At 58.7% G+C, this 15,608-nt stretch carries 11 protein-coding genes and 1 pseudogene; 5 read left to right on the top strand and 7 right to left on the bottom strand.

The genetic code is table 11. The annotated features are described in order from the left end of the window. The first annotated feature begins 15 nt into the window (after positions 1 to 15). The 3 genes from KGB28_RS08070 to KGB28_RS08060 all read left to right on the top strand — a co-directional run bounded on the left by KGB28_RS08070 (position 16) and on the right by KGB28_RS08060 (position 4,453). Positions 16 to 1,218, top strand: coding sequence for a flavin-dependent monooxygenase (locus KGB28_RS08070; protein ID WP_223444023.1), 1,203 nt, complete (start codon positions 16 to 18; stop codon positions 1,216 to 1,218). Between the two features lie 142 nt (positions 1,219 to 1,360). Then, entirely contained in the window at positions 1,361 to 2,551 is a 1,191-nt protein-coding gene (locus KGB28_RS08065) for a Rieske 2Fe-2S domain-containing protein (RefSeq protein ID WP_223444021.1), read from the top strand. Between the two features lie 135 nt (positions 2,552 to 2,686). Beyond that, complete coding sequence (locus KGB28_RS08060) at positions 2,687 to 4,453, top strand: FAD-binding protein (protein ID WP_223444018.1); 1,767 nt, start codon at positions 2,687 to 2,689, stop codon at positions 4,451 to 4,453. Positions 4,454 to 5,220: 767 nt separating this feature from the next. Here KGB28_RS08060 and KGB28_RS08050 read toward each other — a convergent pair. From KGB28_RS08050 to KGB28_RS08035, 4 genes and pseudogenes are all read right to left on the bottom strand, one after another. Beyond that, a pseudogene (locus tag KGB28_RS08050) lies at positions 5,221 to 5,770 on the bottom strand (amino acid ABC transporter ATP-binding protein); the annotation flags it as partial. Further along, entirely contained in the window at positions 5,767 to 6,489 is a 723-nt protein-coding gene (locus tag KGB28_RS08045; protein WP_223444016.1) for an amino acid ABC transporter permease, read from the bottom strand. The gene KGB28_RS08045 and the pseudogene KGB28_RS08050, both read right to left, overlap by 4 nt. 27 nt (positions 6,490 to 6,516) lie before the next feature. Beyond that, positions 6,517 to 7,380, bottom strand: coding sequence for a substrate-binding periplasmic protein (locus tag KGB28_RS08040; protein ID WP_223444015.1), 864 nt, complete (start codon positions 7,378 to 7,380; stop codon positions 6,517 to 6,519). Positions 7,381 to 7,529: 149 nt separating this feature from the next. Then, a complete protein-coding gene (locus KGB28_RS08035; RefSeq protein ID WP_223444087.1) occupies positions 7,530 to 8,336 on the bottom strand; it encodes a phytanoyl-CoA dioxygenase family protein in 807 nt (268 codons plus the stop codon). A 100-nt stretch (positions 8,337 to 8,436) separates the two neighbouring features. Here KGB28_RS08035 and KGB28_RS08030 point away from each other — a divergent pair, with 100 nt between their 5' ends. Then, positions 8,437 to 9,336 carry a LysR family transcriptional regulator gene (locus KGB28_RS08030; protein ID WP_223444014.1) on the top strand — a complete coding sequence of 300 codons (900 nt, stop codon included), beginning with the start codon at positions 8,437 to 8,439 and terminating at the stop codon, positions 9,334 to 9,336. Positions 9,337 to 10,624: 1,288 nt separating this feature from the next. Here the strand turns inward: KGB28_RS08030 and KGB28_RS08025 are convergent. After that, the gene (locus KGB28_RS08025; protein ID WP_223444013.1) at positions 10,625 to 11,482 is read right to left on the bottom strand and encodes a TauD/TfdA dioxygenase family protein; all 858 of its coding nucleotides are present in this window, start codon (positions 11,480 to 11,482) and stop codon (positions 10,625 to 10,627) included. 205 nt (positions 11,483 to 11,687) lie between these two features. Next, positions 11,688 to 12,716: an AraC family transcriptional regulator gene (locus tag KGB28_RS08020; protein WP_223444009.1), complete on the bottom strand. Its 1,029-nt coding sequence runs from the start codon at positions 12,714 to 12,716 to the stop codon at positions 11,688 to 11,690. Positions 12,717 to 12,826: 110 nt separating this feature from the next. Between KGB28_RS08020 and KGB28_RS08015 the strand changes: the two genes are divergently transcribed. After that, positions 12,827 to 13,870, top strand: a complete 1,044-nt coding sequence (locus KGB28_RS08015; RefSeq protein WP_223444008.1) for an alpha/beta fold hydrolase — start codon at positions 12,827 to 12,829, stop codon at positions 13,868 to 13,870. 62 nt (positions 13,871 to 13,932) lie between these two features. On the opposite strand, the gene KGB28_RS08010 is transcribed toward KGB28_RS08015, so the two are convergent. Next, a complete protein-coding gene (locus KGB28_RS08010) occupies positions 13,933 to 15,579 on the bottom strand; it encodes a 3-(methylthio)propionyl-CoA ligase (RefSeq protein ID WP_223444007.1) in 1,647 nt (548 codons plus the stop codon). Positions 15,580 to 15,608: the final 29 nt, after the last annotated feature.

Below are 15,608 nucleotides of genomic sequence, written 5' to 3'. Positions count from 1 at the left end.
GGGAAGTCGAGAACAATGCAAACAGTCGAGATGAAACAGCCTGCCGCGAACATTCCCGGCAGCGAAGAGCTGATCGCCCGAGCCCGGGCCCTGGTTCCGATGTTGCGCGAGCGAGCGGTGCTGGGTGACGAGAACCGCCGTCTGCCGCAGGAGACCATTGCCGACCTGCAGGCCGCAGGGCTGTTCCGCGTACTGCAGCCCAAGCGCTATGGCGGCTACGAGATGAGTCCCAAGGTGTTCTATGACATCGTCATGATCCTGGCCGAAGGCGACATGTCGGTGGGCTGGGTCTACTCGGTGGTCGCGGTACATGCGTGGCAGATGGCGCTGTTCGATGACCGTGCGGCGCAGGAAGTATGGGGCCAGGACAGCAATGTCCGGATCTCTTCTTCCTATATGCCCACGGGTCGTGCCAAGCCTGTCGAGGGCGGCTTCCTGTTCAGCGGGCGCTGGGGCTATTCCAGTGGTTGCGACCACTGCGATTGGGTGTTCCTTGGTGGCCTGGTGGAACCAGTCGAGGGGCAACCTGTTGATGCGCGCACCTGGCTGATTCCACGCAAGGACTACGAAATCGTCGATACCTGGCATACCGCGGGCCTGAAGGGGACCGGTAGCAAGGATATCGTCATCAAGGATGCCTTTGTGCCGGAGTACCGCACACACAAGATGATCGACGGCTTTACCTGCAACAGCCCCGGCAACCAGCTGAATACCGCGGCGCTGTATCGCATGCCATTCGGCCAGGTATTCAGCCGGGCGGTGTCCACGGCCTCGATCGGGGCGTTGCGCGGCATGGTCGACAGCTTCGTGGAGACCGCCAAGACCCGTGTCAACGTCGTGGGTGCCAAAACCAGCGACGACTCGGTAGCGCAGCTGGCGATCGCTGAAGCGATCAACACCATCGACGAGCTGACTCTGGTGCTCAAGCGCAACTTCGAGGCGCTCGAAGGTTATGCCGAGCGGGGCGAGGTTCCGCCGATCGAGGAGCGAGTGAAGTATCGCTTCCAGGCCAGCTACCCGCCGGAGCGCGTCGCGGAGCTGGCTTCGCGCCTGTTCAAGGCGGCCGGCGGTGCGGCGGTCTACACCCGAAACCCGTATGGGCGCTTTCTGGCCGACATCAATGTCTGTCGCCAGCATGCCGCCAATCAGTTCCAGATGTTCGGCACGAACTGGGCCAAGGTGCAGTTGGGCCAGCAGAGCCTGGATTTTTTCCTGTAGCACCCCGGGGGCGGGGACATACCCCCGACCCACTGGTATTCCCGGGATAGACAGAGGGTGGACACGTTTCTCGCGACAACCTGGCGGTGAGCGACATTCACTGTGTTTAGCCTGCAAACAATAAAAACGACTGGAGGTCTTTATGAGCAACCTGGCCAACGAGAAGCCACACATCATCGTGAGCGACCAGTGCGAACGTTTTGCCCGCGGTTGGCACTGCCTGGGGCTGAGTGAACAGTTCCGTGATGGCAAACCGCATACCCTCGAGGCATTCGGCCTCAGGCTGGTAGTGTTCGAGGGCGAACACAACAAGAAGCTCAATGTCATCAACGCCTTCTGCCCGCACCTGGGCGGTAACCTGGGCGAGGGCAGCATCAAGGGCGACACCATCGCCTGCCCCTTCCATGACTGGCGCTGGGCCGGTGACGGCAAGTGCGCGGCCATCCCCTATGCCAAGCGCGTGCCGCCGCGCGCACGCACGCAAAGTTTCATGACCTGCGAGGAAAACAAGCAGCTGTTCGTCTGGCACGACCCCGAGGGCAATCCGCCACCGCCGGATGTGATCATTCCCCACCTGGAAGGCGCTTTCAGCGATGACTGGAGCAACTGGTCCTGGTCAACCCATGAGGTCGATACCAACAGTCGGGAGCTGGTCGACAATCTGGTGGACGTCGCGCATTTCTTCTACGTGCATGGCGAGGGCATGGGCGGCGGCAGCACCTACTTCAAGAACGTCTTCGAGGACCATTTCGCCACCCAGTACCTGGAGATGGGGCCGCAACCAGAGCAACCCGGCTATCAGAAGGATGCCGCCTATACCGGCGATCTGAGCAAGCTGGATGGCTTTTCACGTGGAGAAACGACCTACCATGGTCCCTCCTATCTGGTGTCGCGCTTGCTGACCAATATTCCGGGTAACGAGCCGATAGAGACCTATGAAATCCTCGCGCACTACCCGGTTCATGCGAACAAGTTCGTACTGCACATGGGCTTTATCACCCGCAATAGCGCGATGCTGCCGCCCGAGCACAATGCCGCTCGCGCCGCTGCCGTAGCCGAGGCGTATCGCGTGGGCACTCTGCAGGACGTGGCGATCTGGCGTACCAAGACCCGCATCGACAATCCGCTGCTCTGCGACAGCGACGGTCCGTTGTACCAACTGCGTCGCTGGTACCAGCAGTTCTTCGAGGACATTGCCGATATCAAGCCGGAAATGGTCAACCGCTTCGAGGCCGAAACCGACACCCGCCACGCACAGCCCGTGTGGGAGCAGCAGGCTGCCGAAAAGCTCGCTCAGTACGCACCTGCGGCGGCAGCCAAGTCGCAAGACTGATGTACGAGGGGCACCACGCTAGAACGGTGCCCCGATTTCCTGTTTCCGGCTGGCCTTCGGTGCGGGGCACTGCAGCGCAGCCGGTCATCCTCACACCAGCCTCTTCGATAGAGGGGCAGCATCATGGAGTACGCCATGTCGTCCGATTTTGGCCCGCACTCGCCTCACTGGTTCAGTCGTATCGAGGCGCCGGAACGGGTCGAGAGCCCTGACCAGGTCGCATGGGATGTCACCACCGACTTCGCCGTGGTCGGCTATGGAGGCGCCGGCATCAGCGCGGCCTTGCAGGCGGCGGAAAAAGGTCTGAAAGTGCTGGCGGTCGATGCCTTTGGTGGTGGCGGGGCGACGGCGATGAACGGCGGCATTTTCTATGCCGGGGGCGGCACACCGATTCAGCGTGCGGCAGGCGTTACGGACAGTGTCGAGGCTATGTACCGTTACTTGAACCTTGAGGTACAGGACGTGGTCAGCCCGCAAACACTCCGCCGTTTCTGCGAAGGCAGTGTGGCCGATCTGGAATGGCTGCAGGGGCATGGGGTACGGTTCGACAGCACCTACTACACGAAGAAGACTTTCTATCCGCCTTCCGGCTATTTTCTCTACCACTCCGACAGCTCGCTGGCCGAGTCCTGTGCGGCAGTTGCCGAGCCTGCACCACGGGGACACAAGTACTGGCATCCGCCGGTCAACCAGGCGGTAGGCTTCGGTGTTCATCTGACCGAGCCCCTGCAGCAGCGGGCGCGGGCACGGGGGGTGGAGTTCTGGCCACGAACCGAAGCTCGCCGTCTGGTGCTTTGCGCAAGAGGGGAGGTGGTTGGGCTGGTGGTCATCCGGATGCCCCCCGGCTCGCCGCATACCCAGGCGTACATCGACGCGCAGGAGAGGGCCCGGCAACTGCTGCAGAAGCTCCCCTCATCGATGCCGGGATTCGCGCGTCTGGAGCGCAAGGCCGAACGTCATTGGCGCAAGGCCGACGAGCTGCAGCGCCAACATGGCGTCGTCCAGCGTATCCGGGCGACGCGTGGGGTGTGCTTGAGTGCGGGCGGGTTCATCTGGAACCGGCAGATGCTCGCCGCCCATTCCCCCAAGTACATCTCCAATATGGCGATGGGCTCCCCTGGCGGGGACAACGGTAGTGGCATCCGCCTGGGCCAGAGCGCGGGAGGAGAGGCTGCGCTGATGGAGCGGGTGAGCAGTTGGCGCTTCATAAACCCACCCTCTCAGTGGCCCAAGGGCATTCTCGTCAACAGCCAGGGGCAGCGCTTCGTAAACGAGGAACTCTATGGCGCGGCTATCGGCCTCAAGATGAACGAGCATCAGCAGGGCCGGGGCTACATCATCCTCGACCGGACGCTTTACCGCGGTGCCTGGAAGTCTGCAGTGCTGGAGAACCTGTTTCCCTTCATGCGTCTGCCCCTGGTGCTGGCGCTGCTCTTCCAGACCCGCAAGGCGAGCACTCTGCAAGGTCTGGCACAAAAGCTCGGGATGCCGGCGGCCAACCTTCGGGAGGCCGTGGCCCGCTACAACCGGGCGGCCGAAGGGCTGGAGCCAGACGAGTTCGGCAAGAGTCGCTCGGAATGCCACGCACTTAGCGATGGACCGTTCTATGCCGTGGATGTTTCGGCCTCGAGCAAGCTCTTCCCATGTTCTGCCATGACGGTAGGCGGCCTGCGGGTTGATGAGGACAGCGGTCAGGTGTTGCGCGAGGACCGCACCCGGATCACCGGCTTGTATGCGGCCGGTCGTACGGCAATCGGACTTCCATCGAACCTGTATGTGAGTGGACTGTCTGCCGCGGATTGCGTGTTTTCCGGACGCCGTGCGGCCAGGCATGCTAGCAGCCAGGCGACCAGGGAAGCCTGTCTGACTACACCCGAGTATTTGCCTTTGGATTTGACTTAGGGTTGCCGCGAGAATCATGGGCGAGAATTCCAGAAGCACTGAATGCCGTGCGATGAGACCCAACAAGCGGATTGAATTACCGAGTGCATCGAGATTGCCGGATGCCTCGGGCTGGTGTCATGCGCATAAAGGCCTTCGGCGGCATAGGCAATGGAGTCCATTCCACTCGTCACGCTGATAACCAAAGGCAACCCGATGCTTAGCTCAAGGTCATAGATGACCGTGAGCTAAGCGACGCCGCGGAGCAGCAGGCTCGTGCCGATACACTGGAGCAACAACTGACGCAGGTGCGTCAGGCGCCCACCGCCAATCGCAAAACGCGGCCCGAAAACCCACCGCGTCGAAGAGCGCTCTCAGAGGGTGATGGAGGCGTCTGCGGTCAACGTCGCGCACTAAGGGCGAAGGTCAGCACTCGATTTCCCAGTCCAGGCTACATGTTACCCGTCGGTTCAGGACTTGCGCGTTTCTGCCTGGGTTTGCGCTTCGGCGTCGGATGATGCTATCGGAGGTGAATTGGGCAAAGGACCTGGCATAGGGACGAGACAGGGTTCAGTTCTGTATGGACTGGATAAAACTGGCGATGCGGCTGTTGTTGGGGGCGGCGAGCAGTTCTTCAGGGGTGCCGGACTCCAGAATGCCGCCGTCGGCGACGAAGCAGATGCGGTCGGCCAGTTTGCGTGCGAAGTTCATTTCATGGGTGACGATGATCATCGTCATGCCCTCCTGGGCTAATGTGCGGATGGTGTTGAGCACCCCCGAGACCAGCTCCGGGTCTAGTGCCGAGGTCGGTTCATCGAAGAGGATCAATTCCGGTTTCATTGCCAAAGCCCGGGCAATCGCGACCCGCTGCCGCTGACCGCCAGAGAGCTGGTCGGGGTAGTAGTCCAGCCGTGCGGAGAGGCCTACCTTGTCGAGGATGCTTTGGGCATCGGCGATCGCTTCCTGCCTGGGGCGATGCAGCACGTGTAACGGCCCCTCGATGACGTTCTCCAGTACGGTGCGGTTATTGAACAGGTTGAACTGCTGGAACACCATCGGCATTTTGCTGCGAGCCATGCGCAGCCTGGATTCGCCCACCTGCTGGTAGGACTGGTTGTCCGAATGGCACAAGCGCTCGCCGGTAAACGTTATCTCGCCGGCACAGGGCGTTTCCAGGAAATTGATGCAGCGTAGCAGGGTCGACTTGCCGCCCCCGCTGGGGCCGATGAGGAAAACCACTTCACCACGTTTTACCGTCAGGTCAACGCCACGCAGGATCTTGCTGCTCCCGTAGGCCTTGTGCAGACCTTTGATCTGCAGGATAGGTTCGGTACTCATGATTTGGCCTCGGTCAGCTTGGTGGATATCGGGCTGCGGGTGACACGGGTACCGGTACGCAGGTGAGCGGGTGTGAGGCGTTGTTCGATCCAGTGCACACCCCGTGCAGCAATGAAGCTCAGGACGAAGTAGATAATGGCGACCATCAGGTAGACCTGCATGCTCAGGAAGGTGTTGGCGATGACGATGCTGCCGTGGCGCAGCAATTCATTCACGGCAATGAACGACACCAGCGAGGAGTCCTTGAGCAACGAGATAAAGTAGCCACCTACCGTCGGGATCGCGATTTTCAGGGCTTGGGGCAGGATCACCCGCAGGTAGATTTTGTTGCGCGACATGCCGATGGATAGACACGCCTCGCGCTGGCCCTTGTCCAGCGAGAGGATGGCGGCCCGAAAGACCTCGGAGAGGTAAGCGCCGACGTTGAGGCTCAGGCCCAATACTCCGGCCCAGAAGCCGGAAAGGGTCAAGCCGATCTGCGGCAGGGTGAAGTAGATCACCAGCAACTGCACCACCAGCGGTACCCCTCGCCAGATTTCCACATAGCTGCGCAGCGGCCAGTCCAGCCACGGCCGACGCGTCAGTCGGCCAAGCGCAACGGCCAGGCCGATGAGGATGCCGAGGGCCATGCTCAGCACGGACAGTTGCAATGTCACCACCGCGCCCTTGAGCAGGAACGGGAAGTATTTGGGGATCAGGACAAACAGGAAGTCGTACATAGCGGTATCCCTTTGTTTGTGCGCCGCTCAGTTCTTGGTCAGCCTGGTTTGCACGGGATCCCATACGCCGTACTTTTCGAGAATCGCCTTGTGAGTGCCGTCGGCAATCATCGAGCTAAGGGCACCGTTGATGGCTTCGCGCAGATCGCCACATTCGCCCCGCACGGCGATGGCTTGCGTTCCGTAGACGTAGGGTGCCTTGGCTTCGGCGGCGGCCCATTCCGGTTTCGGTTGATAAAGGATCGGCTCACCCACGGTGCGCAGGTTTTGCATGGTTTCCTTCTGGCCGATCAGGGTGCCCTGATCGAGCAGCACGGCATCGGCCTGATTGTTCTGCAGGGCCTGGAAAGGTTCACCGAAGCCATTGAAGTCCATGACTTCACCAACCACGCCAGTGTCGGCTAGGCGGTGTGCGTTGAGCGAGTCGTCGGTGCCCATCACGGTGGCGAGCTTTTTGCCCTTCAGGTCGGCCATCGACTTGATCGGTGAGTCGGTCTTCACGATCACATAGTTGAAGCTCAGGAAGTAGGGGTTGGTGAACTGGATCCCGGCGTTTTGTATCCGCTCCTGGGTGGCCGACATGGCGGACAGGATGATGTCCCAGCGCTTGGATTTCATGCCTGGAATCAGCGTCGACCACTCGGTAACTACATACTCGGTCTTGGGTACGCCAATGCGCTTGCCGATCTCTTTGAACAGCTCGGCTTCGAAGCCGCCGTAACTGCCGTCTTCGTTTTGCCAGATGAAGGGTTTGGTGCCCATCAGGCCATTACCCGAGAGCAGAACGCCAGAAGCCTTGACGTCCGCCAGGCAACTGCTGCTGGCCTGAGCCAGGCCGGCGGTGCCGAGAAGCAACGCAAGGGCGCTGATTTTGAGGAGTGAACGTTGCATAGATGTGTCTCCGACCGAGGGATTTTTATTGTTATTTTTTCGAGCGCAAGCGCTCAATCGCGAAACCGTGTATCTGCTGCAGACAACTCGCTCTCCTTTGCCGCTGGATAGATAAGTAATGAACTCAGGGGTGAACTCGAGCCGTGGTGTCAGGCGTCTTTTCGCCAGACCACTGGAAACCAGTCTTCGCGCATGCGATCGCCGTTTTCCAAGTTGATCCCGGGGAAGGGCGGGGAGGTACGGCCCGGGCGGGCAATGTAGCGAACGTCGTCACCGATGAAACGGGTCGAGAACGCTCTGCGGCGGCCGGTGCCCTGGTTGCCCGCGGCACCGTGTACGGTGCGGAAATCGAACACCACGGCATCGCCCGGTTGCAGCTCCGGCGAGAGGATGTTGAAGTCGCCGTTTTCAACATCCGGCATGTCCATGAACACACTTTCCCCGGTAACGGAGTTGGCTTCGCCATAGAAGTCGGCGTTGTTGGCCCAGCTTTTTGGGCGTACCGGTTTGGGCCACAGATGGGAGCCGAGTACCACGCTCAGCGTGTTGAGCTTGGTCACCGGGTCAAGGGGAATCCAGTAGCTGGCAGTCTGCAGGCCGTTGACGCAGTAATAGGGAAGATCCTGATGCCAAGGCGTCGGCTTGGACGTGCCGGGCTCCTTGACCAGGATATGGTCGTGGAACACCTGTACCTGCTGCGACTGCATGATCTGCCCGGCAATGCCCGCCGCCGGTGAGTTGAGGACGAAGTCGCTAAAGGCCGGAATGCGCTGCCAGTTGCAGTAGTCTTCGAAAAACCGGCCGCCTTCGCCGCTGCCCACATTCTCGATCGCAAACTGACTGGGGTTGGCCAGGTTCTGTTCGAAACCTTCACGCAGACGCTCGATCCAGTCGGTGAAGACGCCGCGCAAAACAACGGCACCGTCGCGCTGAAATACCTCGACATCGGACATCATCATCGGATTTGCTCCTTTGTTGTTATCGGTATGCAAGGAGTATTGCTTTTAGATATAAATAGGAAAACTATATATTTCTTATTCTTGAGTATAGGGAAACATGATAGGTTTTTCGTTCCGGCAGTTGGAGTATTTCGTGGCTGCGGCCGAGCACGGCAGCATCAGCGCGGCCGCCAGAGCGCGGCATGTGTCGCAACCCTCGGTGTCGCTGGCGATCTCGCAGCTCGAAGGCACGTTGGGCGAGCGCCTGTTTCGGCGACAGGTCAGTCGCGGGCTCGAACTGACCCCCGCGGGCCAGCGTCTATTGGGGCGGGCTCGGGATATCCTCAACCTGGCGGTGGCGATGACCCAGGTACATGGGGGGCCGCAGGCCTTGCGCGGTCAGCTGACACTGGTCTGTTTCCAGGACCTGGGGCCGTACTATGCGCCGCGCCTGCTCGCAGGTTTTCGTGCACAACACCCGGAAGTGACAGTCACCTTGTTCGAAACCGACCTGGCGGGTGTGCACCGGATTCTCAGCGCCGGCAAGGCGGAGTTGGCATTGACCTATGAGTTGGGGCTCGATCCGCTGGCCGAACGCACGGTGCTCGCCCAACTGCCGCCCTATGCCTTGTTGCCGGCCGATCACCCATTGGCGGCTCAGGCCGAGGTCTCGCTGCTGGACCTGTCGTACGAGTGCCTGATCCTGGAAGACATTGCGCAGACGCGGGAGTATTTCCTCTCGTTATTCTGGTCCCAGGACCTGCACCCCATGGCGCAGCAATACACCCAGACCTTCGAGATGCAACGGGGTCTGGTGGCCCACGGTTATGGCGTGGCCTTGTCCTGTACCCGGCCTGTGGGCGACCAGAGTTACGACGGCAAGCCGATCGCCTGTCGCCCGATCCGCGAGGAGCTCAATCCCCAGCGAGTGGTGCTCGCCCAATCCACGGCCATGCGCCCGTCACAGGTCGCGCAGGCGTTCATGAGTTGGGCGGCGGCCGACACTTTGGCGGGTTAGGCTGTAAACGCGCAAGGCGGTTCGTAATGGGCGCCCGGATCTGCTTTACCGAATACGAGAAGGGCGCCCTAGGTGTCTTTTCCCGTTCTAACGCTGTGAATCAGTCAGATGCCTCTGATACCGCTTACCTCGCCGAGCAGAACAAACGTCATGGATCCTTTCAGACTTGGTTCGCGGCCATCCTCTTTAAGATGTACGGATGCTAAGTGTCGATTTCGAAGGAGGAAGTCAGGTCCGAAATTGGCCGATTTTTGCCAGTCACGCCGGGCAGCAGGCGACCCAAAGTGGTCGGTGGACGCAGTGATGGAAAATTGGTAACGTCATTTGTATTGCTTTCGTCTCAAGAAGGCACCAGGGCTTACCGCAATCAATGTTGTTTAATAGTAGTTAGAGATCGCCCCAATTTAGCTCTGTCCAATTTCATGCGGTGAATCCATGTTAAGAAAAATACCCCTAATTATCGTTCTGGCAATTTCCATGGAGAATTCCTATGGATCAACTAATGCCTTGAGAGGGTCAGGCGGCAACACTTGCGGACAATACTTAGAACTTCGCAAAACCAACGACCCAAATCTAAACTCGACTCTTACTGCTTGGTCTCTTGGATTCTTGAGCGGCATGAATATAAATCGAGCAACCTTAAAGCATTTAGAGCCCGTAAACCTACCGGACGCCTCAACGGTAGATGCATATATTGACAACTACTGTCGAAACAACCCCCTTAATAAACTATGGAACGCCAACCTCCAATTATTTTATGAGCTAGAAGCCAGAAATAATTAGCGCTGGAGATCAGTGCCGTGAGCCTTGGAAGCTTGAAAATAGAGTATTGATTGACTCGCTTCTTTTCTTTGAAACAAAAAAGTTTAGCAAATCAGCCATTGATGCCTTTCTGCACGAGTAGCCACCCGCTCAACCCAAGAGCAGTTTAAGCGCGCACGGCGCCTCAATCTATTCGCCCATTCCGCCTAGGATCCAAACGTCAGTTCGGTGTCGTTTGCTGCCTTTCCTGATTGGTTGCTATTGGCCGATTCTCTTGAAAAAGTCGGCCATGGTTTCCGCAGTAGAAAAGTATGCGTCCGAGATTGGCATCTTTACTTTCGGCAGAGACTACTGGACTCAGATTTCACGTAGCAGCGTGCAAAAGAGGCGTTTTATCCAGTCAAGGACCAGGCTGTTTGAGCGGATCGACTTTTTCAACAAACCGTTCTCTGTCTGTCGTGACCGGCAGAAGTCGACCCAAAGGAGACGCCCAGAAGCGTCTCCAATCTCTGGACCATTTCACATATCAGTAGGGTCTGTCGCCGATAATGGCCGCACGCTCCATCTTGCGATGGCAGGGCGGATAGTCCATTACCGCGTAGTGCTGGGTGCAGCGGTTATCCCATATCGCCACGCTGTTTTTCTTCCAGCGCCAACGCACCTGGTACTCGGGGTTGTAGGCCTGGCTGATCAGGTACTTCAGCAGGTCGACGCCTTTCTGGTTGTAATCCTGGCCGAAACGGACACGCCCATCGCGGTGGTAATTCACGAAATGCGTAGCGTAGGCATTGACGAAGAGTACCTTCTCACCGGTTTCAGGATGGGTACGCACCACCGGGTGCTCGGCGTCCGGGTATTGCGCTTTCATTGCCAGGCGCTTTTCCTTTGGCATGGCGGCGGCAAAGGACGAATTGAAGCTGTGGCTGGCGATCAAACTGTCGATTTCCTGCTTCACATCCGTAGGCAGCTTGTCGTAGGCCAGCACCATGTTGGCCCACATGGTATCGCCCCCGGTGGGTGGGCATTCGATACAGCGCAAAACGGCGCCCATCGGCGGCGATTCACGCCAGGTGGCATCGCAGTGCCAGGCATTCTCGTAGCGATCCGCCGGGTTTTCCGGAGTCTTGTAGATTTGCACGAGACCCGGAGCCTCCGGATGGCTGGGGAGCATCGGGTGGGTTTCAAGTTGGCCGAGGCGGCAGGCAAATGCTTCGTGATCGCGACGTGAGAGTTTGTCCAGATCCTGATCGCGCAGGAAGAGCACCTTGTATTTCAATAGCGCCGCGTAAACTTCATTGAACAAGCCATCATCGCGGACTGCGTCGCCCAAGTTCACATTGTGCAGTTCCGCGCCAATGGCACAGGTCAATTGTTCGACTCGCATGGCATCTCCATTTCAATTGTTCTCGGCCGGGGCGTGGGCGGGGCAGATGAAATCCTGCCTTGGACCACGGCGGCGCTTGTTATTGTTGGTTAATCGTTGTGGGTGCAGCGGTGCGGGACATGGCCGCTGCCCATAATAGGAGGTGCGAGCGTTGCACCATGGACATGGTGGGACATTTTCTTAGCTAGCTGGGACAGTAGGCGGGTTAAAGCGAAGGTGTTGTCGACTTACTCTTTCGGTAGGCGGCGGCCCAATCCGAGGGTGTCTTGCCAAACTGTTTGCGGAACCAGCGTGAAAAGTCACCCGCCGAGGAAAAACCAAGCAGTTCGGCGACCTCGTACAAGCGGCGCTTGCTGTTGGCCAAATACTCTTCGGCGAGTTCCGCACGCACCGCATTGACGATCGTGGTGACACTCTCGCCCTCGGCTGCCAGGTGTCGGTTAAGGGTGCGTCGATGCATGCCAAGATGCTGGGCAACCCCATCGACAGAGCACAGTCCGCTTGGCAGCAGCATCTTGACGATCTGGCGTACCCGCTGCGTTGGTTCCTCACGCAGGTTGGCCAACTGCATGTCCAGCGATCGCTTTATCTCTCGATGCAACGCGGGGTCGGCCGTGGGAATGGGCATGTCCAGATCGCGCCGACGGCAAACGATGGCATTGAACTCCTGGGAAAACTCGATAGTTGTACCCAACACGCGGTGGTGCACTTCCAGGCTGACAAGTCGCTCGTGAGTAAAACTGACCCTTACCGGCCGGAAGGTATGGCCGCTCAGAACGCTCAACGTCCGAAGCATGATGCCGGTTGCCATTTCAATCGCCTGGCGCCAAACGCCATGATGACCCTGCATGTTCACACCCACATGTAGCAGGGTCAGGTCGCCTGCATCCTCGAGCCACAATTGCACCCCTGCGTTATGCAAACGCGTATAGCGAAAGCAGGATTGCAACGCTGCGCGAAGCGTTGGCTCTTCGCGGATGAGCAGCGCGAGCATGCCAAAGTTGGACAGCTGCCGGGTTTCCGCAAGCAGCAGTCCGAAGGCCACCTGGCCGGACAGACGGGCTGATTCCTCCAGCAGCCAACCCACCGTGTCGCTGCTGATCATGATGTTTGGATCGTCGAGGACACTGGTCGGCAACTTGGCCAGCCGCAGCATGCGAAAGGGGTCGAGCCCCACTGAACAGGCAACCCGCTCATAGTCGGTAAGGCTGGCACTTCGCGTCAGGGTGTACATAATTCCGCTCCTGTGTCCCAATTTCGCAAGATTGTGTCCCGCCAAGCTTAGTGTAGGCATCTGGTCACGGCTACCTTCGGAATATAACGACAAAAGAAGGAGGTAAATAAATGAACACACGCACCGCAACACGTATCGACCAGCCGCTCGAGCCAAGGCCGAAAGTGGACCGCGACGACCCAGAGGCATTCAGTCACTGTTTCGCCGAACTCAATGGCATTCGCATGCATTACATCGACGAGGGGCAGGGTCCGCTGGTCATCCTGCTGCACGGTTTTCCCTATCTTTGGTACATGTGGCGACGCCAGATCGGCGCATTGGTCGAAGCTGGCTATCGCGTCGTGGTCCCCGACCAACGCGGCTTTGGCCAAACCGATCGACCCGATGCCATTGAAGCCTATGACATGAGTCAGGCGGTCGGCGACATGGTGGGCTTGATGGCGGTGCTGCGTGAAACATCCGCAGTGATCATCGGCCACGACCTGGGTGCCTGGGTAGCCCAGGCGGCAGCCATGTTACGGCCGGATTTGTTTCGTGGCCTGGTGATGCTCAACACGCCGGTGCCACCTCGTGGCAAGGTCAAGCCGACCGTAGGTTTGCAGGCCATGGCGAAGGGGCGGGTGTATCACCACCTGTATTTCCAGCAGCTCGACAAACCGGATCGTGAGTTGGCCAGCGATCCGCGCAGGACCTTGCGCAGTGTCTTCTACTCGATTTCTGGCAGCGCTGTCGGAACTGATCGCTGGCGTCTGTTTGTTGAGCCTGGTGAACCCATTCTCAATGCTTTCACTGAACCGAAGGGCGAGTTCCCGTCATGGTTGAGTGGACGGGCGCTCGATTACTACGTCGCCGAATACACGCGCACAGGGTTTACCGGTGCCTTGAACTACTACCGCTGTCGCGACCGGAACTGGGAGATCACCGCGTATCTAGACGGCGCAGTGGTGCGCCAGCCGAGCCTGTTCATCGGTGGTGCTGCCGACCCATCACTCGAACCAGTCGAGATCCGTACGCTTTACGAGCAGCTCGATACCTACTTACCCGGTCTAGTGAAGAAAGTCCTGCTACCCGGCGTGGGTCATAGCGCGGCGGAAGAAAGCGCCGATCATGTCAACGAATTGCTTCTCGAGTTTCTCGAACAGATGGGACGCTAAAAGCGAGCATTTGCTCCATGCGTGGTCGCGATAAATCACGGCCGCGCATGGGGCATGCGGGTTCAGCCAGCGGCTTTGACCAATAGATGATCGCCGAACTGCTCCCGAAGACGGTTTTTTTGTATCTTTCCCGTGGCACCCAATGGAATTGTGTCGACAAAGATCACATCATCCGGCGTCCACCATTTCGCAATTTTGCTGTCATAAAAGGCCAGCAGTTCTTCTCGTGTCAGTGTTGTTTGCGGTTTCCGGACAACGATCAGCAGGGGGCGTTCGTCCCACTTGGCGTGTTTTGCGGCAATGCAGGCCGCCTGGGAGACTGCCGGATGGGCCATCGCAATGGTTTCCAATTCGATGGAACCTATCCATTCACCTCCTGACTTGATCACGTCTTTGCTGCGATCGGTGATCTGCATGAAGCCATCGACATCGATGGTCGCCACATCGCCGGTTGGGAACCATCTTTGACCCGCTTGCTCAAGCAGCGGCGAACTGTCCCCGCTCCTGAAATAATCGCGTACCACCCAAGGTCCACGCACCAGCAGGTCACCAGAAGTCACCCCATCCCAAGGCAGCTCCGCGCCGTCAACGTCAACGATTTTCATGTCGACGCCGAATACCGCTCGGCCTTGCTTGGATTGCACGGCAAAACGTTCTATCGGGGACATTTCAACGTGCCTGGCCTTCAGGCTGCCGACCGTTCCGATGGGGCTCAATTCAGTCATCCCCCAGACGTGCAATACAGCTACGCCGTAGGTTTCCTGAAAGGTATGCAGCATGGATGGGGAACAGGCCGCACCACCAATGATGCTGCGTTTCATGCTGGAGAATCGCTTGTCCGTTTTTTCCAGATAACCAAGGAGGTTTTGCCACACAGTCGGGACACCCGCGGACAGGGTCACCCGCTCGGCTTCAAGCAGTTCGAATAGCGATTCTCCGTCCAGGGCAGGTCCGGGAAGCACAAGCTTTGCCCCGACCATGCATGCGATGTAGGGAAGTCCCCAGGCGTTGATATGAAACATCGGCACAACGGGCAAAATCACATCTTGTGCTGAACAATTCAGGGCGTCAGGCAGGGCGGCCGCATAGGTGTGCAGCACCGATGAGCGATGACTGTACAAAACCCCTTTCGGGTTGCCTGTCGTGCCAGAGGTGTAGCAGAGCGTACTGGCGGCTTCCTCGTCGAAAATCGGCCAGGCATAGTCAGAGGATTCCCGTTGAAGCAGATCTTCATAGCACTGCAAGTTGTCGATGCCGGCGTCTTTCGGCATATGCGCTTGATCGGTCATGGCGATGAACGCCTTGACCGTAGGGCAGCGCCCCGCGATGGTCTTGATCAACGGCAAGAAGGTCAGGTCGAAGAAGATGTACTGGTCTTCGGCGTGGTTGGCGATATAGGCGACCTGGTCTTCATGCAGACGCGGGTTGATGGTATGCACGATGGCACCCATACCGGATACGCCGTAGTACAACTCCAGATGACGGTGGCCGTTCCAGGCCAGCGTGCCGATCCGGTCGGCGGGCTGGACCTCCAACCGGGTCAGCGCGCTGGCCAGTTGGCGCGCGCGACGGTGGCAATCACGGAAAGTGTAGCGATGGATATCGCCCTCCACCCTACGAGAGACGATCTGCGTATCGCCGTGATGGCGGTCGGCATGCTCAATGAGCGAGGAGATCAACAGCGGCTTGTGCATCATCAAACCATTCATGACAGCGCTCCTTTTATTTTTTGTTATTG

The organism is Pseudomonas sp. BF-R-19, from assembly GCF_019956445.1.
GTDB classification, from domain to species: domain Bacteria; phylum Pseudomonadota; class Gammaproteobacteria; order Pseudomonadales; family Pseudomonadaceae; genus Aquipseudomonas; species Aquipseudomonas fluorescens_BH.
Note: the sequence above shows the minus strand (reverse complement) of the source record. Positions and strands in the feature narration are given on the sequence as shown.

Excerpts from the sequence above, each read along its gene's own strand:
- KGB28_RS08040 (WP_223444015.1), bottom strand. The coding sequence starts at position 7,380 with ATGCAACGTTCACTCCTCAAAATCAGCGCCCTTGCGTTGCTTCTCGGC.
- KGB28_RS08065 (WP_223444021.1), top strand. The coding sequence starts at position 1,361 with ATGAGCAACCTGGCCAACGAGAAGCCACACATCATCGTGAGCGACCAG.
- KGB28_RS08045 (WP_223444016.1), bottom strand. The coding sequence starts at position 6,489 with ATGTACGACTTCCTGTTTGTCCTGATCCCCAAATACTTCCCGTTCCTG.
- KGB28_RS08020 (WP_223444009.1), bottom strand. The coding sequence starts at position 12,716 with ATGTACACCCTGACGCGAAGTGCCAGCCTTACCGACTATGAGCGGGTT.
- KGB28_RS08030 (WP_223444014.1), top strand. The coding sequence starts at position 8,437 with ATGATAGGTTTTTCGTTCCGGCAGTTGGAGTATTTCGTGGCTGCGGCC.
- KGB28_RS08025 (WP_223444013.1), bottom strand. The coding sequence starts at position 11,482 with ATGCGAGTCGAACAATTGACCTGTGCCATTGGCGCGGAACTGCACAAT.
- KGB28_RS08010 (WP_223444007.1), bottom strand. The coding sequence starts at position 15,579 with ATGAATGGTTTGATGATGCACAAGCCGCTGTTGATCTCCTCGCTCATT.
- KGB28_RS08070 (WP_223444023.1), top strand. The coding sequence starts at position 16 with ATGCAAACAGTCGAGATGAAACAGCCTGCCGCGAACATTCCCGGCAGC.
- KGB28_RS08015 (WP_223444008.1), top strand. The coding sequence starts at position 12,827 with ATGAACACACGCACCGCAACACGTATCGACCAGCCGCTCGAGCCAAGG.
- KGB28_RS08035 (WP_223444087.1), bottom strand. The coding sequence starts at position 8,336 with ATGATGTCCGATGTCGAGGTATTTCAGCGCGACGGTGCCGTTGTTTTG.
- KGB28_RS08060 (WP_223444018.1), top strand. The coding sequence starts at position 2,687 with ATGTCGTCCGATTTTGGCCCGCACTCGCCTCACTGGTTCAGTCGTATC.